The sequence below is a fragment of the Mesorhizobium sp. B2-3-15 genome, assembly GCF_006442875.1.
Classification (GTDB): domain Bacteria; phylum Pseudomonadota; class Alphaproteobacteria; order Rhizobiales; family Rhizobiaceae; genus Mesorhizobium; species Mesorhizobium australicum.
Map to the genome: position 1 here is coordinate 292,875 of NZ_VFVO01000006.1, position 25,999 is coordinate 318,873.

Annotated in this window: 28 protein-coding genes; 6 read left to right on the forward strand and 22 right to left on the reverse strand. The window is 64.2% G+C overall.

Annotated features, from left to right (window positions below; all coding sequences use genetic code 11):
* Positions 1-200: 200 nt before the first annotated feature.
* The 22 genes from FJ954_RS15005 to FJ954_RS15110 all read right to left on the reverse strand — a co-directional run bounded on the left by FJ954_RS15005 (position 201) and on the right by FJ954_RS15110 (position 20,990).
* A complete protein-coding gene (locus FJ954_RS15005) occupies positions 201-788 on the reverse strand; it encodes a transglycosylase SLT domain-containing protein (protein WP_181173977.1) in 588 nt (195 codons plus the stop codon).
* Positions 718-2,097 carry a flagellar hook-length control protein FliK gene (locus FJ954_RS15010; protein ID WP_140661811.1) on the reverse strand — a complete coding sequence of 460 codons (1,380 nt, stop codon included), beginning with the start codon at positions 2,095-2,097 and terminating at the stop codon, positions 718-720. Before FJ954_RS15010 ends, FJ954_RS15005 begins: the two co-directional genes overlap by 71 nt.
* Positions 2,094-3,470 carry a chemotaxis protein MotC gene (locus FJ954_RS15015; RefSeq protein ID WP_140661812.1) on the reverse strand — a complete coding sequence of 459 codons (1,377 nt, stop codon included), beginning with the start codon at positions 3,468-3,470 and terminating at the stop codon, positions 2,094-2,096. The genes FJ954_RS15010 and FJ954_RS15015 overlap by 4 nt, the downstream gene beginning before the upstream one ends.
* Positions 3,467-4,834, reverse strand: a complete 1,368-nt coding sequence (locus tag FJ954_RS15020; RefSeq protein WP_140661813.1) for a MotB family protein — start codon at positions 4,832-4,834, stop codon at positions 3,467-3,469. Before FJ954_RS15020 ends, FJ954_RS15015 begins: the two co-directional genes overlap by 4 nt.
* Positions 4,831-5,451 (reverse strand): hypothetical protein, encoded by a 621-nt coding sequence (locus FJ954_RS15025; protein WP_140661814.1) that lies wholly within the window; start codon positions 5,449-5,451, stop codon positions 4,831-4,833. The genes FJ954_RS15020 and FJ954_RS15025 overlap by 4 nt, the downstream gene beginning before the upstream one ends.
* 3 nt (positions 5,452-5,454) lie before the next feature.
* Complete coding sequence (gene fliF, locus FJ954_RS15030; protein ID WP_023781317.1) at positions 5,455-7,104, reverse strand: flagellar basal-body MS-ring/collar protein FliF; 1,650 nt, start codon at positions 7,102-7,104, stop codon at positions 5,455-5,457.
* A 126-nt stretch (positions 7,105-7,230) separates the two neighbouring features.
* Entirely contained in the window at positions 7,231-8,301 is a 1,071-nt protein-coding gene (locus FJ954_RS15035) for a flagellin (protein ID WP_015315904.1), read from the reverse strand.
* A 275-nt stretch (positions 8,302-8,576) separates the two neighbouring features.
* Positions 8,577-9,572, reverse strand: coding sequence for a flagellin (locus FJ954_RS15040; RefSeq protein ID WP_015315905.1), 996 nt, complete (start codon positions 9,570-9,572; stop codon positions 8,577-8,579).
* Positions 9,573-9,814: 242 nt separating this feature from the next.
* The gene (fliP, locus tag FJ954_RS15045; RefSeq protein ID WP_140661815.1) at positions 9,815-10,546 is read right to left on the reverse strand and encodes a flagellar type III secretion system pore protein FliP; all 732 of its coding nucleotides are present in this window, start codon (positions 10,544-10,546) and stop codon (positions 9,815-9,817) included.
* The gene (locus FJ954_RS15050; protein WP_015315907.1) at positions 10,543-11,037 is read right to left on the reverse strand and encodes a flagellar basal body-associated FliL family protein; all 495 of its coding nucleotides are present in this window, start codon (positions 11,035-11,037) and stop codon (positions 10,543-10,545) included. The genes fliP and FJ954_RS15050 overlap by 4 nt, the downstream gene beginning before the upstream one ends.
* A gap of 20 nt (positions 11,038-11,057) precedes the next feature.
* The gene (gene flgH / locus FJ954_RS15055) at positions 11,058-11,762 is read right to left on the reverse strand and encodes a flagellar basal body L-ring protein FlgH (protein ID WP_015315908.1); all 705 of its coding nucleotides are present in this window, start codon (positions 11,760-11,762) and stop codon (positions 11,058-11,060) included.
* Positions 11,759-12,340, reverse strand: a complete 582-nt coding sequence (locus tag FJ954_RS15060) for a MotE family protein (protein WP_140619532.1) — start codon at positions 12,338-12,340, stop codon at positions 11,759-11,761. Before FJ954_RS15060 ends, flgH begins: the two co-directional genes overlap by 4 nt.
* An 8-nt stretch (positions 12,341-12,348) precedes the next feature.
* Complete coding sequence (locus FJ954_RS15065; RefSeq protein ID WP_140661816.1) at positions 12,349-13,590, reverse strand: flagellar basal body P-ring protein FlgI; 1,242 nt, start codon at positions 13,588-13,590, stop codon at positions 12,349-12,351.
* Entirely contained in the window at positions 13,587-14,099 is a 513-nt protein-coding gene (gene flgA / locus FJ954_RS15070; protein ID WP_181177821.1) for a flagellar basal body P-ring formation chaperone FlgA, read from the reverse strand. Before flgA ends, FJ954_RS15065 begins: the two co-directional genes overlap by 4 nt.
* A 6-nt stretch (positions 14,100-14,105) precedes the next feature.
* Positions 14,106-14,894, reverse strand: coding sequence for a flagellar basal-body rod protein FlgG (flgG, locus tag FJ954_RS15075; RefSeq protein ID WP_015315912.1), 789 nt, complete (start codon positions 14,892-14,894; stop codon positions 14,106-14,108).
* Between the two features lie 10 nt (positions 14,895-14,904).
* Complete coding sequence (locus tag FJ954_RS15080; RefSeq protein WP_181177822.1) at positions 14,905-15,228, reverse strand: flagellar hook-basal body complex protein FliE; 324 nt, start codon at positions 15,226-15,228, stop codon at positions 14,905-14,907.
* The gene (flgC, locus tag FJ954_RS15085) at positions 15,225-15,641 is read right to left on the reverse strand and encodes a flagellar basal body rod protein FlgC (protein WP_015315914.1); all 417 of its coding nucleotides are present in this window, start codon (positions 15,639-15,641) and stop codon (positions 15,225-15,227) included. The genes FJ954_RS15080 and flgC overlap by 4 nt, the downstream gene beginning before the upstream one ends.
* A 2-nt stretch (positions 15,642-15,643) precedes the next feature.
* Positions 15,644-16,024 carry a flagellar basal body rod protein FlgB gene (gene flgB / locus FJ954_RS15090; RefSeq protein ID WP_015315915.1) on the reverse strand — a complete coding sequence of 127 codons (381 nt, stop codon included), beginning with the start codon at positions 16,022-16,024 and terminating at the stop codon, positions 15,644-15,646.
* 192 nt (positions 16,025-16,216) lie between these two features.
* The gene (locus FJ954_RS15095; RefSeq protein ID WP_140661818.1) at positions 16,217-17,053 is read right to left on the reverse strand and encodes a hypothetical protein; all 837 of its coding nucleotides are present in this window, start codon (positions 17,051-17,053) and stop codon (positions 16,217-16,219) included.
* Positions 17,034-18,449 carry a flagellar protein export ATPase FliI gene (fliI, locus tag FJ954_RS15100; RefSeq protein WP_015315917.1) on the reverse strand — a complete coding sequence of 472 codons (1,416 nt, stop codon included), beginning with the start codon at positions 18,447-18,449 and terminating at the stop codon, positions 17,034-17,036. The genes FJ954_RS15095 and fliI overlap by 20 nt, the downstream gene beginning before the upstream one ends.
* 1 nt (position 18,450) lies before the next feature.
* On the reverse strand, positions 18,451-19,176 hold the full coding sequence (flgF, locus tag FJ954_RS15105; RefSeq protein WP_140661819.1) for a flagellar basal-body rod protein FlgF: 726 nt from the start codon (positions 19,174-19,176) through the stop codon (positions 18,451-18,453).
* 2 nt (positions 19,177-19,178) lie between these two features.
* Entirely contained in the window at positions 19,179-20,990 is a 1,812-nt protein-coding gene (locus FJ954_RS15110; RefSeq protein WP_140661820.1) for a DUF1217 domain-containing protein, read from the reverse strand.
* Between the two features lie 156 nt (positions 20,991-21,146).
* On the opposite strand from FJ954_RS15110, the gene motA reads away from it, so the two are divergent.
* The 6 genes from motA to FJ954_RS15140 are packed head-to-tail and all read left to right on the forward strand — an operon-like array spanning position 21,147 to position 25,979.
* Positions 21,147-22,022, forward strand: coding sequence for a flagellar motor stator protein MotA (motA, locus tag FJ954_RS15115; RefSeq protein ID WP_015315920.1), 876 nt, complete (start codon positions 21,147-21,149; stop codon positions 22,020-22,022).
* 32 nt (positions 22,023-22,054) lie between these two features.
* Positions 22,055-23,002, forward strand: coding sequence for a FliM/FliN family flagellar motor switch protein (locus FJ954_RS15120; RefSeq protein ID WP_140619462.1), 948 nt, complete (start codon positions 22,055-22,057; stop codon positions 23,000-23,002).
* A gap of 16 nt (positions 23,003-23,018) precedes the next feature.
* Positions 23,019-23,405 (forward strand): flagellar motor switch protein FliN, encoded by a 387-nt coding sequence (fliN, locus tag FJ954_RS15125; protein WP_015315922.1) that lies wholly within the window; start codon positions 23,019-23,021, stop codon positions 23,403-23,405.
* Positions 23,406-23,448: 43 nt separating this feature from the next.
* Positions 23,449-24,462 carry a flagellar motor switch protein FliG gene (locus tag FJ954_RS15130; protein WP_015315923.1) on the forward strand — a complete coding sequence of 338 codons (1,014 nt, stop codon included), beginning with the start codon at positions 23,449-23,451 and terminating at the stop codon, positions 24,460-24,462.
* A 3-nt stretch (positions 24,463-24,465) separates the two neighbouring features.
* Positions 24,466-25,548: a flagellar biosynthesis protein FlhB gene (gene flhB / locus FJ954_RS15135; protein WP_140661821.1), complete on the forward strand. Its 1,083-nt coding sequence runs from the start codon at positions 24,466-24,468 to the stop codon at positions 25,546-25,548.
* Positions 25,545-25,979, forward strand: a complete 435-nt coding sequence (locus FJ954_RS15140; protein ID WP_015315925.1) for a hypothetical protein — start codon at positions 25,545-25,547, stop codon at positions 25,977-25,979. Before flhB ends, FJ954_RS15140 begins: the two co-directional genes overlap by 4 nt.
* Positions 25,980-25,999 lie beyond the last annotated feature (20 nt).

The following is a 25,999-nucleotide window of genomic DNA, read 5'->3' on the forward strand; positions in this document are numbered from 1 at the left end:
ATTTGCCCCGTGGGGAAAGGCGTATCCGCTGGCGGGAATCCTGAACAACCGTCATTTCTTGTAACTAGTTTCTTGGGAGTCCGGAATCGTATCGGTTGCATTAGCGTGCAGCCAGATATGCTTGCGGGTCCAAGTCTCGGCCAAGTCGAATCGACCGCTTCGCAGCCACGGGACTGACGTATTAGAAGTGGAAAATGCGCTTACGGGTTGCAGAAGGCGCGTGCGTTCGTGGTCCATTTGCCGAAGCCGGTGGCCACCATGTTGGCGATCACCCTGCAGACATAGACCTTCTGCGCCGGGTCGTTGTCGGGTCCGGCATGATAGCGGGCGACGGCCATGGACCAGGTCTCATGGCGGGCATGGAGGCTGGCCAGGAAGCGTGCCGCGTAGTCGACGTTCTGGCGCGGGTCGAGCATGTCCTCGACGCTGCGGAAATGCGAGGCATGGTAGCGATGGTTGATCTGCATGCAGCCGAGATCGATCAGCGTCTTGCCCTCGCGCTGGGCGTTGGCGAAGGCGGCAAGTGCTTCGTCCCGGCTTCTCGGGAAGACTGCTTTTCCCTCTATATTCAAGGCATTGGGTTGAAGGCTGCCCTTGTTTCCGGTTTCCGTCAACCCGACGGCATAGAGGATGCCGGCAGGCACGCCATAGCGGTCGGCGGCACGCAGGATCTCGGGTTCGCAAGGATTGGTGGCGGCGCCTGCGCTGCTCGCGAGGCTAGATAAAAACACCGCCGCCAGCGCGCTCGCGAGAAGGCGAAGCGGCGCGGCCATGTGCTTGCGCTTCATCATGATTACCCCTTGCGGATTGCTGACCTGACTGCTGGCCGCCGGTTCCACTGTTGCCGCCGCCGGAATTTCCGGGCTGGAAGGATGACGGATCGCGGCCGGGTGCAGCGCTCATCGAGGCGGTTGCATCCGCGCGGGTTGTAGAGGGAATTGCTACCGAAGGTTGCAGAATGGTGACCTTGTCAACCTCGAAGCCCAGCCCGCGCAGCGACTTGACGATCGCCTCGCTGTCACTGGAAAGCTGGCGATAGGCATCGTGTGTTTCGGGCTTCAATTCAATCGACAGTTGTTCTCCGGAGAGCCGAAGATGGGCCGTCACCATGCCCAGTTCGGCCGGGTGAAGTTCGATCTTCAACACATGTGTCGGAACGGCAACAGAGCCTGTCAGCTGAGCGGTCGCGGAGGCCGTGGAAAGCGCCTGGTTCGGACCGCCATCGGCTGAAATGGCGCCGATCACGTTGAGGGCTGCCTGGCTTATCGGTGCCTGCGGCGGGGCGGGGAAGCTGCGCTCGGAAACGACGTCGATGCGTGCCGCCGCCGACTGCTGTTTTCCCGGCTCGGACCGCAACGCGGACTGGAGATCGGCGATCGATTTCAACTGCGGCGCCGCCTGCTTCGTCTCCACGCCCGGCACCTCCGCAGGCGCCTCGGGCAAGGGGCCGGCCGCGATCGTACTGTCATGTTTCGGCGTGCCGGCGGTATCACGAATGAGCCGGCCGTCGAGTTTCGTCAACGGTCCGTCGACCAGCGATACCCGCTCGGGCTTGGCCATGGGTTCGAGACCGTCACGCCCGGCGGCGGATTTCTGCCGGTGGGCCTTCGGCGGAAGCTGTCCAACGACCGCGGCGTCCTGTCCCGTTCCGGCCGCGCTCTGGTCGGCCGTTTTGGTCGATGTCGAGAAATGGCGCAGGTCATGAAACGCCATCAGCAGCGCTAGATGCTCGTCGAGTGGCGTCGCGCCCGATTCGGCGGCCGGCGCGTCGGCATCGGCATCCTTGTCCGTCCCGGCGTCCTTGCCGTCCTTCATGGATTTCGCGGCAGACGATCCGCTCGGCGTGGTCCTTGCCTTGCCGGCGGGCCTAGGCTCGTCCTCGCCTGCCTTTGCCGCGAGCTCCGCGGCAAGCTTGCTCCACCGCGGATCGCGGGAGCCTGGCTCGGCCGGTGGCTGCTTCTCCGAATGGGCAGGGCTTGCGCCGCCGTGCACCATCCCTCCGAACCCGGTGTCGTCCTTCTTTCCGGACGCGGCCGGCTGCTCGGCCGTGCGCGCGGCGGTAAATCCGGGCAGGGCCGGGCCGAGGCTGGGGGTCATTTCGGGGCGGCTCCAAGCATCTGGTCGATCAGGTCTAGCTGTCGACGGGTTTTCGTCATGGCGGCGTCGGTCGGGTCTGTCGTGTCGGCGCTGGCCGCGACCGCCGGGGCCGATGCCGGCAGGACGGTTGCCGCGTCGGTTGCCGGCGCGGATGTGTTCGGCGCAGCGGGCGCAGCGGGCGCAGCGGCCAGGGGCGCCAAGGCCGGCTTCTCGGACACGGCACCCTCGACGGGTGGCAATCCGGCGGCATCCGTGGTCGATGCGGCCGCAATTTCGGGTTCGGGCGATGGTACGACCGGCGCGGGCGCCGGATTTGCGACCGGAAGGGAAGCAGGCGGCGCCACCACTTCGCCGGCGATGGCCTGGGCCGCGTCGAGCAAGGCCCGGTCGCCGTCCGATAATTTGCTGCGGTCGATCTTGCCAAGTTTGGTGCGCACGTCCTCGATGGTATCGGAGGTCACCGTGGACAGGCTGGAATAGAGCAGGGCGCGCGGATCGCCCTGATTGGTGTTGCCGTCGCGACCCTGTTCGGCCCGCGCCGAGGCGAAGGCCGACAAGTCACTCATGCCGTCAATCGCGGCGCGGCGCGCGATACGCAGATAGATCACCTTCTCGCGCTCGGGGTCCATCATCGAGGTGATGTCGGCCAGCTTGTCCTGGCTGATCGACATATGCAGTGCAATGACGCCGGAGACGAAGGAGTCGGCGAACTGGCTGGCGTAAGGCGAATAGAGGTAGCGCTCGACATATTGGGTGGAGGCAAGCGCGAACCGCGCCGCGTCGCCCTGCGTCACGGCAATGCCGACCGAGCGCCGCAAGGCCGCTTCCTCGACCAGAGTGCCGGGGCTGAGCAGCTTGGCTTCATCGAGCAGCGTGAGTGCGGCCGCCGGCTGATCCGTGGCAAGCAATGAGCCTTTGACCAAAGCGAGGAACGCGCCGAGGTCGCCTGGCAGGGTCATCGGGTCGATCGGCCTCAGGGCTTCGATCGCCTCGCCTGGCCGGCCGTTCAGATAGTCGATCACCCCTTTGGCCATGGCAAGGTTCCGCGGATCGGAGGCGGCGCGCGACACGGCCGCCTCGACGGTCACCGGATTGCCGCCGCTCATGCCGTAGACCAGCAACGCCCGAAAATTCTTGGGATCCTTGAAATCCTCGGCGTCCGCCGCGCGCAAACGCGCATCGGTCATCTCGAGCAGCTTGGCCTGCATCGGCATCGCGGCATGATCGCCGGCCGCGATGCGGTCCTGAACGAGCTGCAGCGAGCGGACCAGCTGATAAGGCTGCAGCGTGTCCTGGGCGAGGCCCGCAGACGGACAAGCCGTGGCCAGCAGCAACAGGCCTATCATGCGGCTGGTGAGCGCCGCCCGTTTCATCCGCCGGTTGCCATCAGGATCTCGATGCGGCGGTTGGCCGCCGACAGCGGATCAGCCGCATCCTTGGGCTGGCGATCGGCGAAGCCGGCAACCTCGGTGATGCGGCGTTCATCGACGCCGCCACGCACGAGCATGTAATAGGCCGAGTGCGCGCGCGCCGTCGACAGCCGCCAATTGTCGTAGCTGGCACCGCGGAAGGGACGCGCATCGGTGTGACCGTTGATGCTGATGGTGCCTTTCTGGCCGTTGACGATGCGGCCGATCTTTTCCATCGCCAGTACCAGTTCGCGGCTCGGCACCGCCGAGCCGACCTCGAACATGCCGAAGTCGAGCTGATCGGTGATGGAGATGACGACACCCTTGTCGGTGGCTTCCACCGAGACGCCGTCATGCAGCTTATCGCCGGGCTTGAAGGCATCGGCTAGCTGCTGCTTGACGTCGGCGGCGGCCTTCAGCGCGGCGGCGGTCGGAGCCTTGTCCGTCTCGGATTTTGCGGCCTCCTGCTTCGCTGCGGCCGTGTCCGCCTTGGCCATGTCCGCGGCCTTCCTGTCTCCAGCCTCGGCCTTGGTACCGCCGGCCTTGGCATCAGCAGTCTTGACCATTGTCGCCGCGGCGTCCTTGCCATCCCCGGCCAGGGGCTCCAGTGGTGCATCCTTGATCGGCGGCGCCGGCGGCACGGCCTTGACCTTGGCGATCTGTGTCTCGGCAGCCTTGTCGCCGGGCTTGAGCGGATCGCCCTCGACCCTGGGGCGCTGGGCGCTCGCCTCGGCGCCGGGCGCGGCGACCTGCTGCGACCAGAAGTCCGGTTCGAAAGGATCGCGGTAGGACGCGCCGCCCGAGGCGCCCGTCGCCGGGCCGGAATTCTGCGCGCCGCCATCGCCCTTCTGGCTGACATTCTGCATGACGCCGGTATCCGTGGCGATCTCCGAAAGCACCGCATAGGGGTCGGCGAAAAGATGCTCGTCGGACTGTTGCGACTGCTGCGGCTCCTGCTTGTCCTGTTTGCGATTGGACGAGCCCGCGGCGCCGGTGCCGTCCTGTCCAGCCTTGGTGGTCGCTTCCTGCGGGTCTTCGGCCGTCGGCCCGGCCGTGCGCGGTCCATTGCCGAGATCCTTAAGGCCCTTGCGGCTCGATTCGCGGTCGACCAGCTTGACGGGGTTGAAATAGCTGGCGACGGCCGTCTTGGTCTGTTCGTTGGCGGCATTGATCAGCCACATGACCAGGAAGAAGCACATCATGGCGGTCATGAAGTCGGCGAAGGCGATCTTCCAGACGCCGCCATGATGACCTTCGTCGTGGTCGTCATGGCCGCGCCGCACGATTATGATCTCGTGCCTGCCATGATCGGCTTCGGCGACGCTCATGACAGGACCTCGGACAGGGTTACCGACCATTCGGCCATGCGCGTCTCGAACACGGCCTCTTCGATGGTGACCATCAGGTCGAAGCCGGGCGCCTCGATGAAGTCGAGGTTTGCGGCGCGTGACCCAAGCGACGCCTTCAGCGTTTCGAACAGCGAGAGCGGCCCGCGAACGGCGATGCGCACCGCTTCGCCATCGCCAACGGCTTCGCGGATCGCGCCGGCGAGCGCTTCGAGCGAGCGCTTCCGCAGATCGTCGCTGACAACGCCGCCGATGATGCGGGCGACCGTGGCGGCGACAAGATCCGTCACGCGCGCCTCCATGGCGTCGATGCGCGACGAGACCGCCTTGCCGACATCGCCGCCGAAACTGTCGAGAAAGGCCTTTGCTTCCTCGGCATTTGCCTGGCGTTCCGCTTGCAGCGCTGCTTCATGGGCCGCGGCAAGCCGTTCGCCGAGCGCCGCCTCCGCCTGGGCAACGGCTTCGGCGATCAGCGTGCCGATATCGGCCGTCGGTGCTGCCGCCTCGGGCTTGTGCTCGGCGGTGGCCTGCGGCTGGCTGGCGCGTTGCGCGCGCGTGCCGAAATCCGGGAGAAGATCAAAGAGGGCTGCGGAGGGCATGGTCTACGCCGCGACTTCCTGGGCCGCCCATTTGCGCAGGATCTGCGCGGTGCGTTCCTCGTTGATGTCGACCATGCGGGCAAGCCGCTCCTGCGGAGCCGGCCTGATCTTCTGGCGCAGATCGTCGAGCGGGGTGGCGCCGGCACGCGTGCCGGGCAGAGCGCCAATGGCGGCACCCGCATCGGCGGAAGCGGCTGCCTCCGGGGTGGGCAGGGAGCGCTGGACCTCATCGAAATTGGGGCCTGCTATAGCGGGCGTCGCCTTTGCCGTCAGCGCGGCCGCCATCGGCCGCAGGCCGAAGAAGGCGACCAGGAACACCACCACGATGAAGGCGCCGGCATTGATCAGCGTGCCGGCATGCTGGCCGATGGAATCGAGCATTCCCGCCTGTGGCACCGCCTCGCCGTCCAGCCCGTCGATGAACTCGACGGCCGAGACGTCGATGACGTCGCCGCGCTTGTCGTCGAAGCCGGTGGCGGAGCTTACCATCTTCTGGATTTCGGCGACGCGCTTGGCGATCTGGTCCGGTGTCGCGTCCTTGCCCAGGATCGTCTTCAGCCGGTCCTGGTTGACGACGACGGCGATCGACATCTTGGTGACGCTGTAGCCATTGGAGACGGTGGCGATCTTCTTGGAGTTGATCTCGTAGTTGGTGATCTCCTCCTTGCGGTCGTTGGCCGAGGAGGTCTGCGGACCTTCGGTGCTGGTCGCCTGGGTCTCCGGCAGGTTCTGCTCGACGCTGGCCGGGGTCGAGGCCTGTTTCTGGTTGCTGTTCTCGTTGGCGCGCACCGATTGCACCGAGCGCTCGACACGGGACTCCGGATCGAAGATCGTCTCTTCGGTCTGGCGGGTGTCGGTGTTGACATCAGCTTTTACGCTGGCGCGGAAATTGTCGGGCCCGAGATAGGGCGTGAGCGCGCGGCGAATGTTGTCGCCGATCTGCGCCTCCACGGTCTGCTCGACGCCGAGCGTGCGAGCGGCACTGGTGTTGGATGGATCATCGCCCGCGGCCAGCAGATTGCCGTTGGAATCGAGCACCGTCACCTTGTCGGCCGACAGGCCAGGGACTGCGGCGGCGACGAGATGGCGGATCGACATGGCGCTCTTCTCCGCGTCGATGCCGGCGTAGCGGATGACGACCGACGCGGAGGGCTGCTGTTCGTCGCGACGAAAATTGGCGCGCTCGGACATGACGATGTGGACGCGCGCCGCCTTGATGCCCGATATCGACTGGATGGTGCGGGCGATCTCGCCTTCGAGCGCGCGCACCCGGGTGATCTGCTGCATGAAGGAGGTGAGGCCCATCGCGCCGACATTGTCGAACAATTCGTAGCCGGCATTGGCGCTGGTCGGCAGACCCTTTTCGGCAAGCAGCATGCGCGCCTGCGCCGTGGTGCCGGCCGGAACCAGCACGGAGGTTCCGTCGGCGCCGACGTCGAAGCCGATGCCGGCCTCGCCCAGCACCAGGCCGATCTGGTTCACATCGGAGCGATCGAGCCCGACATAGAGCGTGTCGTAGGCCGGGCGGTTGAGGTAAACCGAGGCAATGCCGATGACGCCCATCACCAGGACGGCGATGCCCGCCAGCATGGCCAGGCGCCTGACACCAAAGCCGCGGAGATTCGAGATGATGCTCTGGATCTGTTCCGGCACGATTGAGCGACTCCCAGCATGACTGTCCGCCGGAACACTAGCTCCCGAAGCTTGTGCGAAAATGAAATCGGGCCGCGCTTGCGGCGCGGCCCGTGAATTTCGAAGTATCCGTCAGCTAGGCCAAGGTTAGCCGTTCTTGAACAGCGACAGGATCGACTGCGAGGAGCTGTTGGCGATCGACAGCGACTGGATGCCGAGCTGCTGCTGAACCTGGAGCGCCTGGAGGCGGGTCGATTCCTTGTTCATGTCGGCATCGACGAGCTGGCCGACGCCGCGATCGATCGAGTCCATCAGGCTCTGCGTGAAGGTCTTCTGCAGGTCGATGGAGCTCTTGGCCGCACCGAGAATGGTGGCGGAGTCGGTCAACTGGCTCATGACCTTGTCGATCTTGCCGACCATCTGGGTGATGATGTCGTCGGTCACGCCGGCCGCGGTGATATCGAGGTTGTATGCGGAAACATTGTCGATCCTGGGAACCACCGCCCCGGCCGCGGTCTGGCCGGCGGTGTTGGCGGCAATATCCGTGCCGCCGCCGGCGATTGCGGCCGCATAAGCGGTATCATACAGGTCCTGGGCGGCCGCCGTGGAATAGACCGAGGTCTGGCGGTCAAGCGTGCCCTGGTTCTTGACGGCGGTGGAGAGACCGGAATCGAACAGCTTGGTGCTCTCGACATCGATGTCGATCGTCCCGAGCGAGATGGCGCCCGACGATGAGCGATTGAAGGACGACACGATCTTGGCGTCGGCCTGGACGCCATCATTGGCGGCGGCGACCTGCGTCGACGTTACCGAAAGATAATTCGAGCCCGAAAAGGTGGCGGCATCGGCAAAGGACTTCATCTGCGCCTGGAGCGCGGTGATTTCAGTCTGCGTCTTTGCCTTGGCGGCACCCGTCTGGCCAATGGTCGAAAGCAACTTGGTCTTGATCTTGCCGATCGTATCCAGCGCATTGTTCATGCCGGTATAGGCAGTGTCGACTTTCGAAGCGCCCAGGCCGAGCGCGTCCTGGACTGTCGACAGCGCCTGGTTGTCGGAGCGCATCGTCGTGGCGATCGACCAGTAGGCGGCGTTGTCGGAGGCCTCGGAGACCCTGTAGCCCGTGGAGATTCGGGACTGCGTTTGCTCGAGCGATTTGTTGGTGGCGTTAAGGCTTTGAAGTGCGGTCAACGCCGCGGCGTTCGTCATGATGCTCGCCAAGAAACTCGCTCCTTTTTCCAGACCGGTCTTTCTCAAACCGGCGTTGCCCTCGCGAGCCGCTCGACCCGCTCGTGGATTACCGTCACCCGATCGGGCCGATTCGGCAATCCGTTGTAAGTCATTGGTTAACCATGACTAGCGCGTTATGGTTAACGGCCTGTTAAAAGCCAGCTTTCGAGGGTTAAGAAACGAGGGTTGCGCGGGGCTGGAGCAAACGCAAAACGGGCCGCGCTTTTGGCGCGGCCCGTTTGCCTGGTTTGATCGGTCGAGAGGGATCAGCCGCGGAAGAGCGACAGGATCGACTGCGACGAGCCGTTGGCGATCGACAGCGCCTGGACGCCGAGCTGCTGCTGAACCTGCAGGGCCTGGAGGCGGGTCGATTCCTTGTTCATGTCGGCATCGACGAGCTGGCCGACGCCGCGATCGATGGAGTCCATCAGGCTCGAGGTGAAGGTCTTCTGCAGGTCGATGGAGCTCTTGGCGGCGCCGAGCTTGGTGGCAGCGTTGGTCATGCCCTTCAGCGCGGCATCGACGACGTTCATCATAGCCTGGATCTGGGTGTCGCTCGCAGCGGTGGTGCCCGAGAAGATCTTCAGGCTGGCGACCGAATAAGTGTCGGTGGCCGCCGCGGCAGCGCCCAGGGTCGGGTTCGAGGCCGCGGCCGCGACGCTGCCATCGGTACCGAGGCGGTCGGCGTCGAGGATACCCTTCGTCACGCCGGCAGCAGTGCCGGCTTCATACAGCTTGATGCTTTCCACGTTGACGTCGATCGTCGAGATCGAAACCGCGCCGGTTGCGCTGCGGTTGAAGGCGGAAACGATCTTGACGTCGGCCGCGGTCGTGGCGGTGGCGCCGCTGTTGACCGAGAGCATGTTGGTGCCGGAGAAGGTGGCGCCATCGGCATAGGCCTTCAACTGCTTCTGAAGAGCGGCGATTTCGACCTGGGTCTTTTCCTTGGAAGCGTCCGTCTGGCCGTAGGATGCGGTCAGCTTCTGCTGGATCTGGTTGATGGTCGTGATCGCGCTGTCCATGCCGGTGTAGGCGGTGTCGACCTTCGAGGCGCCGAGGCCGAGCGCGTCCGAAACGGTGGACATCGCCGAGTTGTCCGAGCGCATCGTGGTGGCGATCGACCAGTAGGCGGCGTTGTCCGACGCCTGGGAGACGCGATAGCCCGTCGAGATGCGGGCCTGGGTGGTGTCGAGGTTCTTCTGGGTGGCGTTCAAGCTCTGCAGAGCGGTCAACGCCGAGGCGTTGGTCATGATACTGGCCATGGCTACTCGTACCTTGTTTTACAGGGTGTTTTTTGCATACCGGTTTGTCCGGTATGACGGAGCGGCATCATGCCAATGACCGTTGCGTTTGGGTCACCCGCCATCTGCGAGCGACTATGGCGGCGAGTCCCTACCAAACGACTAAACTGGACGGTTAATCGAAAATAATTCGGAGGAATTCGATGACGCGGCGCGCTGCCTCATTCCGCAGGCAGGGCATACCCGATGTCGAGCGTGCACGGTCAGGTGAAAGAGCGCACCAGGCTGCCGACGAGCAGGTTCCAGCCGTCGATCAGGACAAAGAACAGGATCTTGAACGGCAACGACACGACCGTGGGCGGCAGCATCATCATGCCCATCGCCATGGTGATGGTGGCCACGATCAAGTCGATGACCAGGAATGGCAGCACGATCAGGAAGCCGATCTCGAAGCCGCGCCGGATCTCGGAGATCATGAAGGCAGGCACCAGGATGCGCAGGTCGACCGTCTCCTTCACAACGACCTGGCCGCGTTCGCGGGCAAGGTCGGCGAAAAGGTCGAAATCCTTGTCGCGCACATTGTGCAGCATGAAGGTGCGGAACGGATCGGAAATCTTCTCGAAGGCCTCTGTCTGGCTGATCTGATTGTCCATCAACGGCTTGACGCCGGTATTCCACGCCTGATCGAAGGTCGGCGCCATGACATAAAAGGTCATGAACAGCGACAGCGAAATGAGGATGAGGTTCGCCGGCGTCGATTGCAGGCCAATGCCGGCACGCAGGATGGAGAAGGCGATGACGAAGCGGGTGAAGCTGGTCACCATGATCAGCAGCCCCGGCGCCACCGACAGCACGGTGAGCAGGCCGAACATCTGGATGATGTAGCCGACGGTGGCGCCATCGGCCTTGCCGATGCCGCCAAGGTCCAGTTGCTGGGCCGCCGCGACGGAGGTGGCGGCGCCAATCAGTGCCGCGGCAAGAAGGAATTTTCTCATTCGAGCAGCAATGTCCTGACGAGAACCTGTTTGACGTGCCCCTGACTGCGGATCGAGGCGCGTTCGTCGAGATCGGCCTTCAGATGCTGGTAGCCGCTGGCGCCTTCGATCTGGTGCATCTTGAGGGTACGCACGAAGGCCAGAAGATCCTGCTGGACGTCCTCCGCCATCGCCGGCGGCTGCGGGGCGTCGTAGACCACGGACACTTCCATCCTGATCCAAGTGTCCGCGGGCGAGGCGATGTTGGTGGTGATCGGCGCCAGCGCGACGAGCGTCGGCCCCGCGCCAGCTTGTTGAGCGGCTTCGGGCTGGGGTACCTTGCCCTCGTTTTCAGGCGCGACTGGCACCGACGATGGTGCGCCGACGCCCTTGAGATAACCGCCCGACATCCAGCCCATGCCGATGGCGGCGGCCGTCACCACGAGCAGCATGGCGCCCTGCACGGCAAGGGAAGGACCCTTGCGAGGCTGAATCTGATCGACATTGGCCATGGTGCCGCGCTCTCCAATGCCTAGAACGGAAGAACCTGGTCGAGGACCTGCTGGCCATAAGCCGGCTGCTGGACCTCGCTGACGCGGCCACGGCCGCCATAGGAGATGCGCGCCTCGGCGATGCGTTCATAGGAGATGGTGTTTTCCGCGCCGATGTCCGACGGGCGCACCATGCCGGCGATGGTGAGCACCCTGAGCTCGTAGTTGACGCGCACTTCCTGGGAACCCCTGATCATCAAATTGCCGTTGGGCAGGACCTCGGTGACGACGGCGGCGACGTTGAGCTCCAGGTTTTCGGAGCGCTTGATTTCGCCGTCGGCATTGGTTTCGGTGCTGGAACTCAAGCCGGCGTCGCCCTTGCCGCTGGTGCTGTTGCCTTCCCATCCGAGCGTGACGTCATAACCCAGCTTGCGTGCGGCGGTGCGGCTCCGGTCGTTCTGGTTCTTGAAGTTGGCCTTGTCGTTGAGCTTGATCCTGACGGTCAGGATGTCGCCTTCGCGCAGCGCCCTGGGATCGGTGAACAGCCGGCTCTGGCGGTCGTCCCACAAAGAGAACTTCTTGACCGGCGCGGCGGGCGGCTGAGGATAGCTGTAGGGTGCTGCCCCGTCGCCGCCGATGCCCGAACCGACCGGCGACAGCGATGGTTCCCTACCGATCTCCTTGAAATTGGTTGCGCAGCCGGACAAGGCTGCCGCCGCGCACAGGATGAGCATTCTGCGGATCATGACGGATCTACCCTTCGGGCTGCGCTGGCCATGATGCCGGTGAGCGTCGCCGCCGCCTTCTGGTCCATTTCGTTGAGGATGACACCCGCCTTGCGTGAATCGAGCTTCATCAGGATGGCCGCGGCGAGGTCCGCATTGACGATCGCCAGGCGTTCGGCCGCCGCATCGGGCTTCATGCCGGCATAGATCTTGACGACGCCGTCCTCGGCCCGGGCCAGAAACACCTCGCGCCGCTTCAACCAGGTTTCGTATTCGGCTTTCTTTGCGTCCAGCGCCTTCATGCGCTCGTCGATGCCTGCCTGCAGCTGTTTTAACTCCTCCGCCTGCAAGGCATAGCGGCGGTCGCGCGCGGCGTCGGCGATGTTGGAGCAGAAGCGCTCGATCTCGCTCTGGTCCGGCGCCTTTTCTCGTGTCAGTTGCTGCGGTGCGACCGCGGGCTGCGCTCCGGGCAGAATCTGACGAACGACATCCTCGCCGCGTGCGCCGCTGCTCGAAACGGACATGGCCGCGAGGACCGTGGCCGCGAACAAGATTGCGCGGGGAGGGCGTCCTTGATGGGATGAGAGGGAGGTGATCATCGACATCGCTATTGGAGAACCAGATCGGCTTGCAAGGCGCCGGCCGACTTGATGCCTTGCAGGATGGCAATGATGCCGTCCGGCTTGACGCCGAGACGGTTGAGGCCGGAAACGAGAGTTTGCAGGTCGGGCCCGTCGAGCACGGCGACGCGGGCGTTGGGCCGGGTGGCATCGATGGCTGTGAACGGTTCGACGGCGGTTTCGCCCTTGGAGAAGGGTTCGGGCTGCACGACGCGCGGCGCTTCCGTAATGCGCACCGTCAGCGTGCCGTGGCTGATGGCGACACGTGAGATCTTGACGTCGTTGCCGATGACGATGGTACCCGTGCGCTCGTCTATGACGACGCGGGCCGGCGTGTCGGACTCGACCACCAGGTTTTCGATCTCGGCATAGAAGCGGGCCGCCGAAACGCTCTTCGGCCGCCTGATCTGCACGGTGCGGGAATCGCGCTCTGCCGCCACGCGCGTTCCGAAGCGCTGGGCGGTGTAGTCGTTGATCGCGTCGGCGATGCGGATGGCGGTCGAAAAATCGGGATTGCGCAATTGCAGTGTCAGCGTCGACTGGTCATCGAACTCGGCCTTCACCTGCCGCTCGATTATGGCCCCGTTCGGCACGCGGCCGGCGGTCGGTACGCCTTGCGTCAACTGCTCGGCCTGGCCTTGAGCGGTGAAACCGGAAACGATGACCGCGCCCTGGCCGACGGCGTAGATCTCCCCGTCCGCCGCCTTCAGCGGCGTCATGATCAGCGTGCCGCCGGCAAGCGAGGTAGCGTCGCCCATCGAGGAGACGTCGATGTCGATGCGGGCGCCGGACTGCACATAGGGCGGCATGTTGGCGGTGACGATGACGGCGGCGACGTTCTTGGCGCGTGCGCTGCCGCCTTCCGTGGCGATGCCGAGATTTTCGAGCATGGCGCGGATCGACTGTTCGGTGAACGGCGAGTTGCGCAGGCTGTCGCCGGATCCGGCGAGCCCGATGACGAGGCCGTAGCCGACGAGCTGGTTGTCGCGCGAACTCTGCAGCTGCGCGATATCCTTGATGCGCGAGGCGACCTGGCCAGGCGGCAGCGAGCTTGGTCCGGGCGAAACGCGGAACATGCGCGTGGTGGTGGCGGGATCATATTCGGGATCGTCGTAGACACCGCCATTCCTGGCGGCGAGTTCGCGCTTGGCCTTGGGCGTCAGGCCATCGGCTAGTGCCGGCTGCAAGCCAAGGGCCGCCGCGAGCAGAAGGGCAAATGGCCGCATCATGAAGCGCCGACCTGGATGGTGCCGTCGGCCATCACCGTGCCGGAGAGAATCTTGCCGCTGTCGCTGTTGCGGACCTTGATGAAGTCGCCCGCCGAACCCGGCTGCAAGGTCACGGCGGTGGCCGTTATCGTCAGCCCGCCGGCGACGAAGAAGACCTGCACGGCGGCACCCTGCTCGACCAGCCAGGCCTCACGGACGGCGGCTGAAGGAATGTAGCGGCCGGGCAGCAGCGTGCGCTTGGCGATCTTGCCCTGCAGTTCCTCGGAACGGGTCGCAACAGCATCGGGCTTGTGCTTGCCGGGGATGAGGGTGACCTGCTTCAGGGCGGCGAGTTCGATGGTCTCGCCGGGATAGATGACCCGGTTGGGGATCAGCACGACCTCGCCAGCAGGTTGGTTGCTGACGATCTGGTTGGCCGAGTCCTGGGCGAAAGCCGGCATGCCGCAGGCCACCAGCGCAAGGGCGAGCGCGGCGCGACGGAATGCGGAGCAGGAGATCGGCATGGCCATCATCCGTTACCTGATGTTCTTGGAGACGACGGAGGCCATGTCGTCGGCGGCCTGGATGACCTTGGAGTTCATTTCATAGGCGCGCTGCGCCGAGATCAGTTCCGTGATCTCCTTGACCGGGTCGACATTGGAGGCCTCGAGATAGCCTTGCTGGATGGTGGCGAAGCCGGGATCGCCGGGCACGCCGACATTGGCCGGGCCGGAAGCCGTTGTCTCCTGGAAGAGATTGTCGCCGAGCGGCGCGAGGCCCGCCTCGTTGGCGAAGTTGACGATCTGGAGCTGGCCGAGGTTCTGCAGGTCGGTCTGGCCGTCGATGCGGGCGAAGACCTGGCCGGTCTTGTTGACGATGACTTCGACCGCATCAGTCGGCACGGTGATGGCCGGAATGACACTGGCGCCGTCCACCGTCACCAGCTGGCCGGTGGCGTTGGTGTTGAAGGCGCCGGCGCGGGTATAGAGCGTACCGCCATCGGCGCCTTCGATCTGGAACCAGCCCCTGCCGGTGAGCGCCATGTCGAAGCTGTTGCCGGTGCTGGTCAGTTCACCCTGGGTGTGGACGTTGCGCACGGCGGTCGTCTTGACGCCGAGACCGATCGAAACGCCTTCCGGCACCAGCGAGGCATTGGAGCGGTTGGGGACGCCTTGCGTGCGATCGACTTGGTAGAGCAGGTCGGAGAATTCGGCGCGCGCGCGCTTGTAGCCGGTGGTGTTGATGTTGGCGATGTTGTTGGCGATGACTTCCAGATTGGTCTGCTGGGCATTCATGCCGGTGGCGGCGATGGCGAGTGCTTTCATGGCCTGCTCCTCAGATGCCCATGCGACTGACTTCGAGATAGGCCGAGACCACCTTGTCGCGAATGGCGACGGCGGTCTGCAACGCCTGCTGGGCGCTCATCACGGCATCGACCACCTGGCGGGTGTCGGCGTCGCCCTTGAGCGCCTGCATCGACACCTGCTCGGCATTCTGCATGGTGCTGACGGTCTTGGAGGCAGCCTGGCTCACCGCTTCGGCGAAGGAGGTGCCAAGGTTGCCCGATGCCGCCGGCGCAACGCTACCCTGCAGCAGATCGGTGGCTGTATCGCCCAGCCCAGGCTTCAGGTTAAGCGCGCCGATGCCGTTGACGATCATTGGTTCCTCATCAGGTCGATGGTCATTGAAATGAGATCACGCGCCTGCTTCACGACTTGCAGGTTGGCCTCGTAGGAGCGGTTGGCCTCGGTCATGTCGGCCATCTCGATCAGCACGTTCACATTGGGCATCTTGACGTAGCCCTTGTCGTCGGCGGCCTCGTTGCCGGGCTGGAATTCGACGGGAAAATTGCTCGGGTCGCGGTCGATCGAATTCACCTCCACCGTCGAGCTGCCGGAGGCCCGGTCGAGTTCGGAGACGAAGCTGATGGTCTTGCGGCGATACGGGTCGGCGCCCGGCGTGGTTCCTGTCGACTGGGCGTTGGCGAGGTTCTCCGAAACCACGCGCAGGCGCTCGGACTGAGCGCCGAGGCCTGATGCTGCGACTTTGAGGGCTGCGGTCAGTGCGTCCATGGTCAGCTCTTCACCGCCATCATCATCATTGAGTGGAATGCCTTGACGATGGCCGTGTTGAGTTCGAAGGAGCGGCGCACCTCGCCGGCCTTGAGAAGCTGGTCTTCAAGCACGACCGTGTTCTTGGAGGGCATGACCACGCCGTCGTCTTCCTGCGGCTTGATGGAGAAGCCGGCATTGGTCGCCGCAGTGCCGAGATGGCCGGGCTCGGTGATCTGGAGCGACACCGCGGTGCGGTCGAGCACCTTCTCGAACGGCTCGACATCGTTTGCCGTGTAGCCCGGCGTGTTGGCATTGGCGATGTTGCCGGCGACCGCCGACTGACGTACCGACAGCCACTGCGCTTGCTTGGCGGCGAGATCGAAAAGGGAAACAGGCTCCATGGGAATCTCCGGGCATGTGCCCAAAGACTAGGACGCCAGTCTTGCGCGGACCTTGCGATCGGTCGCTAGAACGTGAAGGCGAAAACGGTGAAGCGGTTTTCGGACGACATTATGCTCCATCCCTCGAAATGGAGACGGATGATTTCAGGACGATCCGACCTGAAATCATCCTCGGCACAAAACCGTGACGGCTTATCTGGAAAGCTCGATCACCTGGTTGGCGCTGGTGAGCATGACCCATTTGCCGTTGCGCTGCTCGATCGCCGATACCTTGCTGGAATCCGGCAGCGTCGAACCGCGCTGGACCATCCACAGGCCGGTGTCGTCCTCGATCATGGCGCGGCCATTGGCGACATGGACCATGCGGAACTTCGCGATGTCGGCGGGGAAGGGTTGCTCGCCGGGCGGCTGCGTTTTGGAATCGTCCTGCACCGTGCCGGTGGCAAGCAGATCTACATCGGCGTTGGGAACGTCCCTGGCGGTCAGCGGCGCGCTGCGCTCGGCGACCACGCCACCTCCCGCACGTCCCGAATTGGTACCGGTGCCGCCGAACTTGATCGCCTGCACGCCGAACTGGTCCTGGTTGAAGAAGATGTACCAGGGAAACAGGGCGCAGGTCAGGCCGAGCGTGATGCCGAGCGCGGCGATGACGACGTCGCTGCGACGGTCCGCCTTCTTCTTGCCCAGTCTGGGGAATTGCGGCTTTGGCGGCTGCGGCCATTCGCTGGCGGCAAACAGGCCATCGATCAGCGATTCGCGACTGGCTTGAGCCATATCGGCAGCCTCGACGCGGGGAAGGGAATTCACAGGGGGCTCGGCAGTCCGGGCCGGCAAAGGCTCGGATCTGGGGAGAGCCGATTTGACGGCCTTGGCCAGAACAACCGCGGTCCGGGCAGCCATGGCGGCGGCGGCGTTTGCCCTGGCGACCCTGGCCTCCTCCGCTCGAGCCTGCTCCGCGGCGTTCGCTTCGGCGATCATCTCGTTCAGGAGGCGCTCGGTGTACTGGCGTTCAGTCTCCTGGTTCGGCATTCTGCTTTCCCTTGAGATGGCGGGCAAGATCGGAGAACGGATCGGCGGACGGGCGGTCCCTGGGCGATTGCGTCAGCGCCTCATAGATGACGGGCACCTGGCGTACGGCCATATCGAGTTCAGCGTCGACGCCGCCCTGATAGGCGCCGAGCAGCCGGATGTCGCGCGTGTCCTCGAAGCGGGAGATCATCGACTTCAGCCGCGTCACCAGGGCTCGCTGTTCGACACTCCAGGCCTTGCCGGCCAGTCGCGAGATGGACGACAGCGGATTGACGGGCGGATAGCGGCCCTGTTCGGCGATCGCGCGGTCGAGCACGACATGGCCGTCGAGGATGCCGCGCACCGAATCGGCGACCGGATCGTTGTGATCATCGCCGTCGACCAGCACGGAAATGATGGCCGTGATCGATCCCTTGCCTTCCAATCCTGGGCCTTCGGTTCCAGGCCCGGCGCGCTCGAGCAGCTTGGGCAGTTCGGTGAAGACCGAGGCGGGATAGCCGCGGGCAACCGGCGGCTCGCCGGTTCCCGTCGCCACCTCGCGCAGGGCGTGAGCGAAGCGGGTGATCGAATCCAGCACCAGCAGCACACGGTGGCCCTGGTCGCGAAAATGCTCGGCGACGCGCATGGCGGTGTCTGGCGCGCGCCGGCGCATCATGGCGCTCTCGTCGCTGGTGGCGACGACGGCCACGGTCTTGGCCATGCTGTCGCCGATCGTATCCTCGAGGAATTCGCGGACCTCGCGGCCGCGTTCGCCGATCAGCGCCACGACGACGGTGTCGAACGCGTCGGCGCCGGCGAGCATGGCAAGCAGCGTCGACTTGCCGACGCCCGATCCGGCGAAGACGCCCATGCGCTGGCCGAAGCAGAGTGGCGTGAAGATGTCGATGACCTTGACGCCGGTCATGAAGGCGGTACCGACGCGCTGCCGCGCCATGGCGCCGGGTGTCGCGGCGGCCGCCGACATGTCGTCGCCCCTGACCAAGGGCGGACCACCGTCGATTGCCCGGGTGAGCGCGTCGATGGCGCGGCCGCGCCACGAGGCATGCGGCGCCACCGCGAGCGGACCCCTGCGGAACACGGCATCGCCGATGCCGGCGTCGGCGCTGCGTTCGAAGGGGGCGATCACAACCTCGTCGCGGCTGATTTTGACGATCTCGCCGCGGCGCGAGCCGGACTGACCGCGCTGCTCGACAATGTCACCCAGCCTGGTGAAATCGGAAAGGCCGCGCACCTTGTAGTGCGTTGATGTGACTTCGGTGACGAGCCCGCCGCGCTTGACCAGCCCGTCGCTGTCGCCAAAGCGCCTGATAATCCGCTCCAAAGCGGCAAGCCGATCCAGCGGCGCCGGCTGGAGCTGTCTTTCGGGTGCGCGGAGGGCTGGCTGCTCTGACGACATGCTACGACTTCGAGCCGAGCGTCTTTATCGCCTCCTCGGCGGAGGAATCGGTCTGCCGCATCAGCGCGGCAGTGTTCTCGAAGGCGCGCTGGACCATGATCAGCCGGGTCATTTCCAGCACGGGATTGACGTTGGATTCCTCGAGGAAACCCTGGGCGACGCCGATGTCGGAGCGGTCGGTGACCGGTTCGGGCGTGCGTGCGGGCACAATGCCGGAATTGCCGTAGCGCACGAAATTCTCGCCCGGGTCGAAATTGTAGAGGCCGATCGAGCCGACGAGCTGTTCGTTCTGGCGCAGCGAGCCGTCGGCGCCGGCCTTGGGCGGACCGTTGCGGGGGTCGAGCTGGATCGGCGCCCCGCCGGCGTCGAGCACCGGATGGCCCTCGACCGACATCAGCTCGCCATTCTCGTTCATCGAGAAACGGCCGTCGCGGGTCATGACGGTGCCAACTGGCGTGTCGATGGCGAACCAGGCGTCGCCCTGGATGGCGAAATCGAACGGGTTGCCGGTCTCCGTCATGGCGCCGTGAGCCCCCGACATAAAGGTCTTGCCGGAGGAGGCGAACGAAACCGACTTCTGCCCTGCGCCAGACACCACGTCCTCGAACTTCACGCCGGTGGCGCGAAAGCCGACGGTGCTGGCGTTGGCGACGTTGTCGGCGATCGTGTCGAGCCGGCGCTCGAGGGCTATCTGCGCGGAGAGGGCAACGTAGAGACTGTCTCGCATGATCAGAACTTCAGTTTCTGCATGGCCATCATCAGGTCGGTGGAGATGCCCGATGTGACCGGTTTGGCAAAGAGCACGCTGACCGACGTCACCGCCGTCGAGGTCGGATTGTTGATCTCGTACATGCTGGTGAAGCGGGTCAGGAACTTGTTCAGTTTCACCGGGTCGGTGAAATCCGAGATGTCGAGCTTCTGCCCGAACAATTGCGCCTGCTTGTCGATGTCGGCGGTGGCGAAAGAATCGGGCAGCCCCAGCGCGGTGCGCACCACGCTGGCAAGCGCCGTGTCGGCCAGCACGTCGTACCAGCTGGTGATGGTTGATGCTTTGCGGTTGAAATAGAGCGCCAGCCGCACGCCCTCATTGGTCTTGCCGGCGTCCTCCTCGAGAGTCTGGCGCATGTAGTTGTCGACGGTCGGCTGCTGCGCCGGATTGATGGTGGTGGCTGCTTCGCCGTACTGCTCGAAGTTGAAAGCGGCGGCGAGCCCGGCATAAGCCTTGTTCGTCATCTTGTTGGCGACGCTGTCGGCGTCGCGAATGCCCCCGGTCAGCACGCTGCGGATGAGATCCTTGCTTTCCGTCGCCGGATCGAGTCCGTAAGCCGAGAGCGCATAGTTGTACAACCGGCTGTTGGCCATCAGGTCGTCGATGGATTTCACGTTCGTGACGTTGGCAAGGTAGTATGCGGTCTCCGATTTTATGGAGTCCGCGTTCGGCGGGATCAGGCCAAGCGCCGACCCCGTGGTGTAGATCTTCGGCGTGTCTTTCAGCACCTCGTCGCGCGACGTTGTCTGATCGCCATATTGGGCAAAGTTGAACGCCGTGACGAAGTTGGCGTAGCGTTTGTCCGTCAGCTTGTTTGCCGGGCTGTTGGGATCGCTGACGCCGCCCGCCAGCATCGTGCTGATCTGCAGCGGCTTTTCGGTCGACGCATCCAATCCGTAGGAAGCCATGGCGAAGGTGAGCAGGCGCTCGTCCGCCATGAGATCGTCGATCGACTTCACCTTGGAGATGTTTGCCGCGTAATAGTCCGCCTCGCCCTTGATATACTGGGCGCTCGGTTCGACCAATTTCAGTCCGGTTCCGGCCACATAGCCTTTCGGCACCGCCTGCTGGGCAGCATCGCGCGTGGTTGTCTGATCGCCATACTGGGCGAAGTCGAAGGCCGAGACAAAGTTGGCGTAGCTCTTGTCGGTCAGTTTGTTGGCGGGACTGTTGGGGTCGCTGACGCCACCTTCGAGCATGGCCCTGACGGTTGCCGCCGGTTCGGTCTCGGCATCGAGGCCGAATGCGGCCATCGCGTATGTCAGCAGGCGGCTGTTGCCCATCAGGTCGTCGATCGACTTCACCTTGGAGATGTTGGTGACGTAGTAGGCGGTTTCACTCTGGTAGTAGGACAGTCCTGCCTCCGAGGCGCCGATCTGGACTTGCAGCGCATAGTTGCTGGTCACCAGTTGCTGCGCCTTGTTGTAGATCGTCGCATTGGGGCCGTTGGCGGCGAAATTGAAGGCGCTGACGAACGCGGCGTAGCGCTTGTCGGTCAGTTTGTTGGCAAAACTGTTGGGATCGGAGACGCCTTCCTTGAGTGCCTTCACCATGAACGCCTTGGCGTAGTCCATGTTCTCCAGGCCGTAGGCCTTCATGGCGTATTTGAACAGCCGGTCATTTTTGACGAAATCGTCGATCGATTTCACCTTGGTGATGTTGGCGAGATAATATTGGGTATCGCGGTCGACTGTCGGCTGTTGCTCGATGCGGTCGATCGACTTGTTGATGTCTTTGGTGATCAACTGGTAGCTGGTATAGGTACTGAGCAAGGACGCGCCTCCGGCCGAAGCTATGCCAGCACAATAAGCTCACTTCCTTGCGCGAAACTGAATCGCCAACTTTCGTGCCATGGCGGCTCGGATTCAAGCCTCACACAAGGCACGGGGACTATCCCTTGTCCGACGTGAAATGCGGAAGGACCGGTCGTGGGCATTCTGATTGGACTTGTGGTGACGCTTGGCTGCGTCCTTGGCGGCTTCATGGCCATGGGCGGGCATCTGCACGTGCTGGTGCAGCCATGGGAAGCCGTGGTCATCTGCGGCGCCGCACTCGGCACCTTCCTGGTCGCCAATCCGATGAAGACTGTCAAGGATACCGGCAAGGGCATTCTGGAAGCCTTCAAGCAGGCGGTGCCGAAGGAGCAGGACTATCTGGAAACGCTCGGCGTGCTGCACAGCCTGATGCGCGAGTTGCGCTCCAAGTCGCGCAGCGAGGTCGAGGCGCATATCGACAATCCGGAGGAGTCGGCGATCTTCCAGGCCTTTCCGACCGTGCTCAAGAACCACGATTTGATGAATTTCATCTGCGACTACTGCCGCATCATCATCATCGGCAATGCCCGCTCACACGAGATCGAGGCGCTGATGGACGAGGAAATCCAGACCATCAAATCCGACAAGATGAAGGCCTATCACGCACTGGTCGCGGTCGGCGACGGCCTGCCGGCGCTCGGCATCGTCGCCGCCGTGCTCGGCGTGGTCAAGGCGATGGGGGCGCTTGACCAGTCGCCGGAAATCCTCGGCGGCCTGATCGGCGCGGCGCTGGTCGGCACCTTTCTCGGCATCTTCCTGTCCTATGCGGTGGTCGGACCTGTCGCCACCAAGATCAAGACGGTGCGCGAGAAGAAGAACCGCCTCTACATCATCGTCAAGCAGACGCTGCTCGCCTACATGAACGGTGCGCTGCCGCAGGTGGCGATCGAGTTCGGCCGCAAGACCATCTCCTCCTATGAACGGCCGACCATCGACGCGGTCGAGCAGAGCACCATGAACACCGGCAGCGCCGAGAAGAAGGCTGCCTGAGCGATGCGCGACAGATCGGTGCCAAAACTGTCATGACGAGTCCGGGCAGCCCCTCGCAGGCGCGTTCGTTGATCATCGAGCGTCTGGTCGGCGACAGCGGTGAGACCGATCAGGTCGTCGACGCCGGCCGTGCCATGGCCGAACGCGCCGTGCCGCTGCTGCAGAAGGGACTCTCGGGCGAGCTCGGCATTCCCGTAATTGTCGACCTCAAGGCCGTCGAGGTCAGCCGCGTCCCGGAGGCGCGCTCGCGCGCCGGCGACAATTTCGCGATGACCGTCGTCGGCTCGCCGGCGTCCTCGGACGCGATGACACTCGTCATGGATGCTCCCGCAATCGCGATCATGGTCTCCACCCTGTTCGGCGGCGACCCGGATATGCCGGTGTCGCCGATCGAGCGCGAGCTGTCGTCGATCGAGGCCGATGTCTCGACCATGGTGCTCCAGGAAGTAGCGCAGGCGCTGAACGGATCGGGGCGGCGCTCGCTCGAACTGCGGCTGCCCGCACCGCGCGCCATGTCGGGAATCGAGGCCAGGCGGCACGTGTTGCGCGACGGTGCCGCGATCCGCATCGTCCTTGGCATCTCGACGCCGGTCGACAGCGGCTCGATTACCGTGACGATGCCGCAGCGCATCGTGCTGGCGGGCCGCGATGCCACGGCCAGCATCAGCGAGGACGATCATGGAACCAGTTGGCGGGCACGCTTTTCGGAAGAGGTGATGCGCTCGACCGTAGCGCTCGAGGCCACCATGCCGCTGGCGCGGCTGACGCTGGGCGACCTCGCCAACCTCGAAGTGGGCCAGGTCATCGACTTCGAAGAAACGGCGCAATCGCGGGCTCGCCTCGGCGCGCGCGGCCAGACGCTGTTCGTATGCGAGTTCGGCAAACTGGGGCAGAATTACACCGTCCGAATCAGGCATCCTTTCGATGCCGGGCAGGATTTCATCGATGGGCTCATGCCGGCTGGTGCCGGGCGCGCCTGAGCTTTGGAGACGACGCATGGCCAAGACCAAGGTAGAAGCAGAGCTCGACCAGCCGGACGAGCAGCTCGATCGCGCCATCGAGGAATTGCGCGGGGTCCTGCACGAAGAAGAACAGCGCCCCGATGCGGCGTTCCGGGCCGCCGCGGGGGCCAATTCAAGCGTCATCATGAACATCCCCGTCGATGTCCAGATCATCCTCGGCAGCACCGAGATGGCGGTTGCCGATCTGATGGCGCTGCAGAAGGGGTCGACGGTCGCGCTCAATCGCCGCATCGGCGAGCCGGTCGATGTCGTGGTGAACGGCCGCAAGATCGCGCGCGGCGAGATCACCGTGCTCGAAAGCGACCCTTCGCGCTTTGGCATCAGGCTGACCGAAATCATCGCCGGCACGAAGGGCGCCTAGACATGGATCGCGGAGCTCGCCGGTGGCGGCGGAGGCGAAAGGCATGACGACGCCGCTGACGACCCTGACGCGCGCGCAGAAGGCGGCCGCCATATTGGTGGCGATGGGCAAACCGTCCGCCAGCCGCCTGTTGAAATTCTTCAAGCAGGAAGAGCTGAAGGCGCTGATCGAGGGCGCGCGGCTGCTCAGGACCATTCCGCAGAGCGATCTCGAGCGCATCGTCGCCGAATTCGAGGCCGAGTTCACCGAGGGCGCCGGCCTGCTCGATTCCGCCGACAGGATGGACACCATTCTCAACGAGTCTCTCTCGCCCGAAGAGATGAGCGCCATCATGGGCGACAAGAAATTCGAGGTCGCGCCTGAAGGGCCGCCGCCGATCTGGCCCGATCTCGAAAAGCTCGAACCCTCGCGGCTGGGCGCCTTCCTGGCGGGCGAACACCCGCAGACGGCGGCCATGGTGCTGTCGAAACTGGCGCCGCAGGCGGCGGCGAGTGTGCTTTTGACACTGACGAAGCCGATGCGCGGCGAGATCATCAAGCGCATGGTGACGATGGCCAACGTTCCGGCCGCCGCCACCAGGATCGTCGAGAACCGGCTGCGCTCCAGCGTGCTGTCGGATACCTCCACCAAGGACACTTCGGCCGGGCAGGCGCGCGTCGCCAGCGTGCTCAACGAGCTGGAAAAGCCCCTGCTTGAGGAGGTCATGCAGGATCTCGAAGCCGCCGGCACGCCCGACCTCGACGGTGTCCGTGCCCGGCTGTTCGCTTTCGACGACCTGCCGCTGCTCACCCAGAAGGCGCGCGTGCTTTTGTTCGACGGGCTGTCGACCGAGCTTGTCACGCTGGCGCTGCGCGGCACGTCGGCGGCACTGGCCGAGGCGGTGCTGTCGGCGATCGGCGCGCGCTCGCGACGCATGATCGAGGCCGAACTCGGGCAAGGCTCGGAGGGTGTCCCGGCCGCCGACATCATGGCTGCGCGCAAGACGATCGTGACGACCACCATCCGCCTGTCGCGCGAAGGGGCCTTCGAACTTCCCTCGACGCAGAACGCCGCCTAAGGCATGTCCGACGCCACCGACAAGGACTCGAAAACCGAAGAGGCGACGGAAAAGAAGATCCGCGATACCATCGAACAGGGCAAGCTGCCCCATTCGAGGGAAACGGCGCTCCTCGCCTCGTTCGTCGCCATACTGGTGTTCACAGTTTTCTATGCCAAGGACGCCGTCGTCGACCTCAGCACGTTCCTGTCGATGTTCCTGGAGAAGCCCGAGGCTTGGCCGATGGACACCGAGACCGATGTCATCGCGCTTTACAAGCAGGTCTTGTTCGAAGTGGGTCGCGCCGTCGTGAGCCTGCTGGTGCTGCTGACGGTTGCCGGCATCGGCGCCTCCGTGCTGCAGAACATGCCGAAATTCGTCGGCGAGCGGATCAGGCCGCAGATGTCGCGCATATCGATCGCCAAGGGCTGGAACCGGATGTTCGGCGCCCAGGGGTGGGTCGAGTTTTTGAAATCGCTCGCAAAGGTCGGTTTCGCCATCACCGTGCTCACCTTCACGCTGTCGGAGGACCACCGCAAGCTGCTTGCCGGGATGATCACCAATCCCGTCGCTTTCGGCCTCGTCATCCGTGGCATCGCCGTCGACATACTGGTGGCGATCGTCTTCGTCATGGGACTGATCGCGGCGATCGACATCGTCTGGTCGCGCTTTCACTGGAAGCAGGACCTGCGCATGAGCAAGCAGGAGGTCAAGGACGAGTTCAAGCAGTCCGAAGGCGACCCGATCGTCAAGTCGCGCCTGCGCTCGTTGGCGCGCGACCGGGCGCGCAAGCGGATGATGACCGCGGTGCCGCGCGCGACGCTCGTTATCGCCAACCCGACCCATTTCTCGATCGCGCTGAAATATGTGCGCGACGAAGATTCGGCGCCGCTGGTCGTAGCGAAAGGGCAGGATCTGGTGGCGCTGAAAATCCGTGAAATCGCCAAGGAGCATAACATCCCGATCTTCGAGGACGTGGCGCTCGCCCGCTCCATGTACAAGCAAGTTTCGGTCGATAATGTGATCCCGTCACAATTCTACCAGGCCGTCGCCGAACTGGTGCGGATCGTCTACTCGAAAAAGGCTGAGCGCAGACAGATTTCATGAACCGGCAACCGCACGCAAAATCCCGCGAGATCATCGTCGCCAGCGCCATCGAACAGGTGGTGGTGGAGCTCAGGCTGATCGACGTCGCCGACTATATCGCCTTCATCCGGCTGGAGCATTTCGCCTGCCTGTCGGATCTGGTCGATTCAGCGGCGGAGCTGTTCTTCATGCCGGGTACGCTTAGGCTCGGTCATGGCGGCGAGGCGCATGTCGACTGGAGCGGCAGCCCGCGCATCGTGCTCGATCTGGAACTCAGGCCGCCAGGCGTGACCGTCTATTTCCAGCTGACGCTGAGCGAGACCGGCAGCACGGTCCTGGTCAATTACGTGTCGTTTGAAAAGCCGGGCGAAGACCCCGGGCACAACACGGCGCTGCTGGAGGCGGTGATCGAACAGGCCCGCATCCGCAAGGTCGAACCGCTGGCGTTCTAAAGCGCTTCCTTCAGCCGAGA

What these genes read in the sequence shown, in the direction of transcription:
- FJ954_RS15005 (WP_181173977.1), bottom strand. Translation starts at nt 788, where the DNA reads ATGAAGCGCAAGCACATGGCCGCGCCGCTTCGCCTTCTCGCGAGCGCG.
- FJ954_RS15010 (WP_140661811.1), bottom strand. Translation starts at nt 2,097, where the DNA reads ATGACCCCCAGCCTCGGCCCGGCCCTGCCCGGATTTACCGCCGCGCGC.
- FJ954_RS15015 (WP_140661812.1), bottom strand. Translation starts at nt 3,470, where the DNA reads ATGAAACGGGCGGCGCTCACCAGCCGCATGATAGGCCTGTTGCTGCTG.
- FJ954_RS15020 (WP_140661813.1), bottom strand. Translation starts at nt 4,834, where the DNA reads ATGAGCGTCGCCGAAGCCGATCATGGCAGGCACGAGATCATAATCGTG.
- FJ954_RS15025 (WP_140661814.1), bottom strand. Translation starts at nt 5,451, where the DNA reads ATGCCCTCCGCAGCCCTCTTTGATCTTCTCCCGGATTTCGGCACGCGC.
- FJ954_RS15040 (WP_015315905.1), bottom strand. Translation starts at nt 9,572, where the DNA reads ATGGCCAGTATCATGACCAACGCCTCGGCGTTGACCGCTCTGCAGAGC.
- fliP (WP_140661815.1), bottom strand. Translation starts at nt 10,546, where the DNA reads ATGAGAAAATTCCTTCTTGCCGCGGCACTGATTGGCGCCGCCACCTCC.
- FJ954_RS15050 (WP_015315907.1), bottom strand. Translation starts at nt 11,037, where the DNA reads ATGGCCAATGTCGATCAGATTCAGCCTCGCAAGGGTCCTTCCCTTGCC.
- flgH (WP_015315908.1), bottom strand. Translation starts at nt 11,762, where the DNA reads ATGATCCGCAGAATGCTCATCCTGTGCGCGGCGGCAGCCTTGTCCGGC.
- FJ954_RS15060 (WP_140619532.1), bottom strand. Translation starts at nt 12,340, where the DNA reads ATGATCACCTCCCTCTCATCCCATCAAGGACGCCCTCCCCGCGCAATC.
- FJ954_RS15065 (WP_140661816.1), bottom strand. Translation starts at nt 13,590, where the DNA reads ATGATGCGGCCATTTGCCCTTCTGCTCGCGGCGGCCCTTGGCTTGCAG.
- flgA (WP_181177821.1), bottom strand. Translation starts at nt 14,099, where the DNA reads ATGGCCATGCCGATCTCCTGCTCCGCATTCCGTCGCGCCGCGCTCGCC.
- flgG (WP_015315912.1), bottom strand. Translation starts at nt 14,894, where the DNA reads ATGAAAGCACTCGCCATCGCCGCCACCGGCATGAATGCCCAGCAGACC.
- FJ954_RS15080 (WP_181177822.1), bottom strand. Translation starts at nt 15,228, where the DNA reads ATGATCGTCAACGGCATCGGCGCGCTTAACCTGAAGCCTGGGCTGGGC.
- flgC (WP_015315914.1), bottom strand. Translation starts at nt 15,641, where the DNA reads ATGGACGCACTGACCGCAGCCCTCAAAGTCGCAGCATCAGGCCTCGGC.
- flgB (WP_015315915.1), bottom strand. Translation starts at nt 16,024, where the DNA reads ATGGAGCCTGTTTCCCTTTTCGATCTCGCCGCCAAGCAAGCGCAGTGG.
- FJ954_RS15095 (WP_140661818.1), bottom strand. Translation starts at nt 17,053, where the DNA reads ATGCCGAACCAGGAGACTGAACGCCAGTACACCGAGCGCCTCCTGAAC.
- fliI (WP_015315917.1), bottom strand. Translation starts at nt 18,449, where the DNA reads ATGTCGTCAGAGCAGCCAGCCCTCCGCGCACCCGAAAGACAGCTCCAG.
- flgF (WP_140661819.1), bottom strand. Translation starts at nt 19,176, where the DNA reads ATGCGAGACAGTCTCTACGTTGCCCTCTCCGCGCAGATAGCCCTCGAG.
- FJ954_RS15120 (WP_140619462.1), top strand. Translation starts at nt 22,055, where the DNA reads ATGACGAGTCCGGGCAGCCCCTCGCAGGCGCGTTCGTTGATCATCGAG.
- fliN (WP_015315922.1), top strand. Translation starts at nt 23,019, where the DNA reads ATGGCCAAGACCAAGGTAGAAGCAGAGCTCGACCAGCCGGACGAGCAG.
- FJ954_RS15130 (WP_015315923.1), top strand. Translation starts at nt 23,449, where the DNA reads ATGACGACGCCGCTGACGACCCTGACGCGCGCGCAGAAGGCGGCCGCC.
- flhB (WP_140661821.1), top strand. Translation starts at nt 24,466, where the DNA reads ATGTCCGACGCCACCGACAAGGACTCGAAAACCGAAGAGGCGACGGAA.
- FJ954_RS15140 (WP_015315925.1), top strand. Translation starts at nt 25,545, where the DNA reads ATGAACCGGCAACCGCACGCAAAATCCCGCGAGATCATCGTCGCCAGC.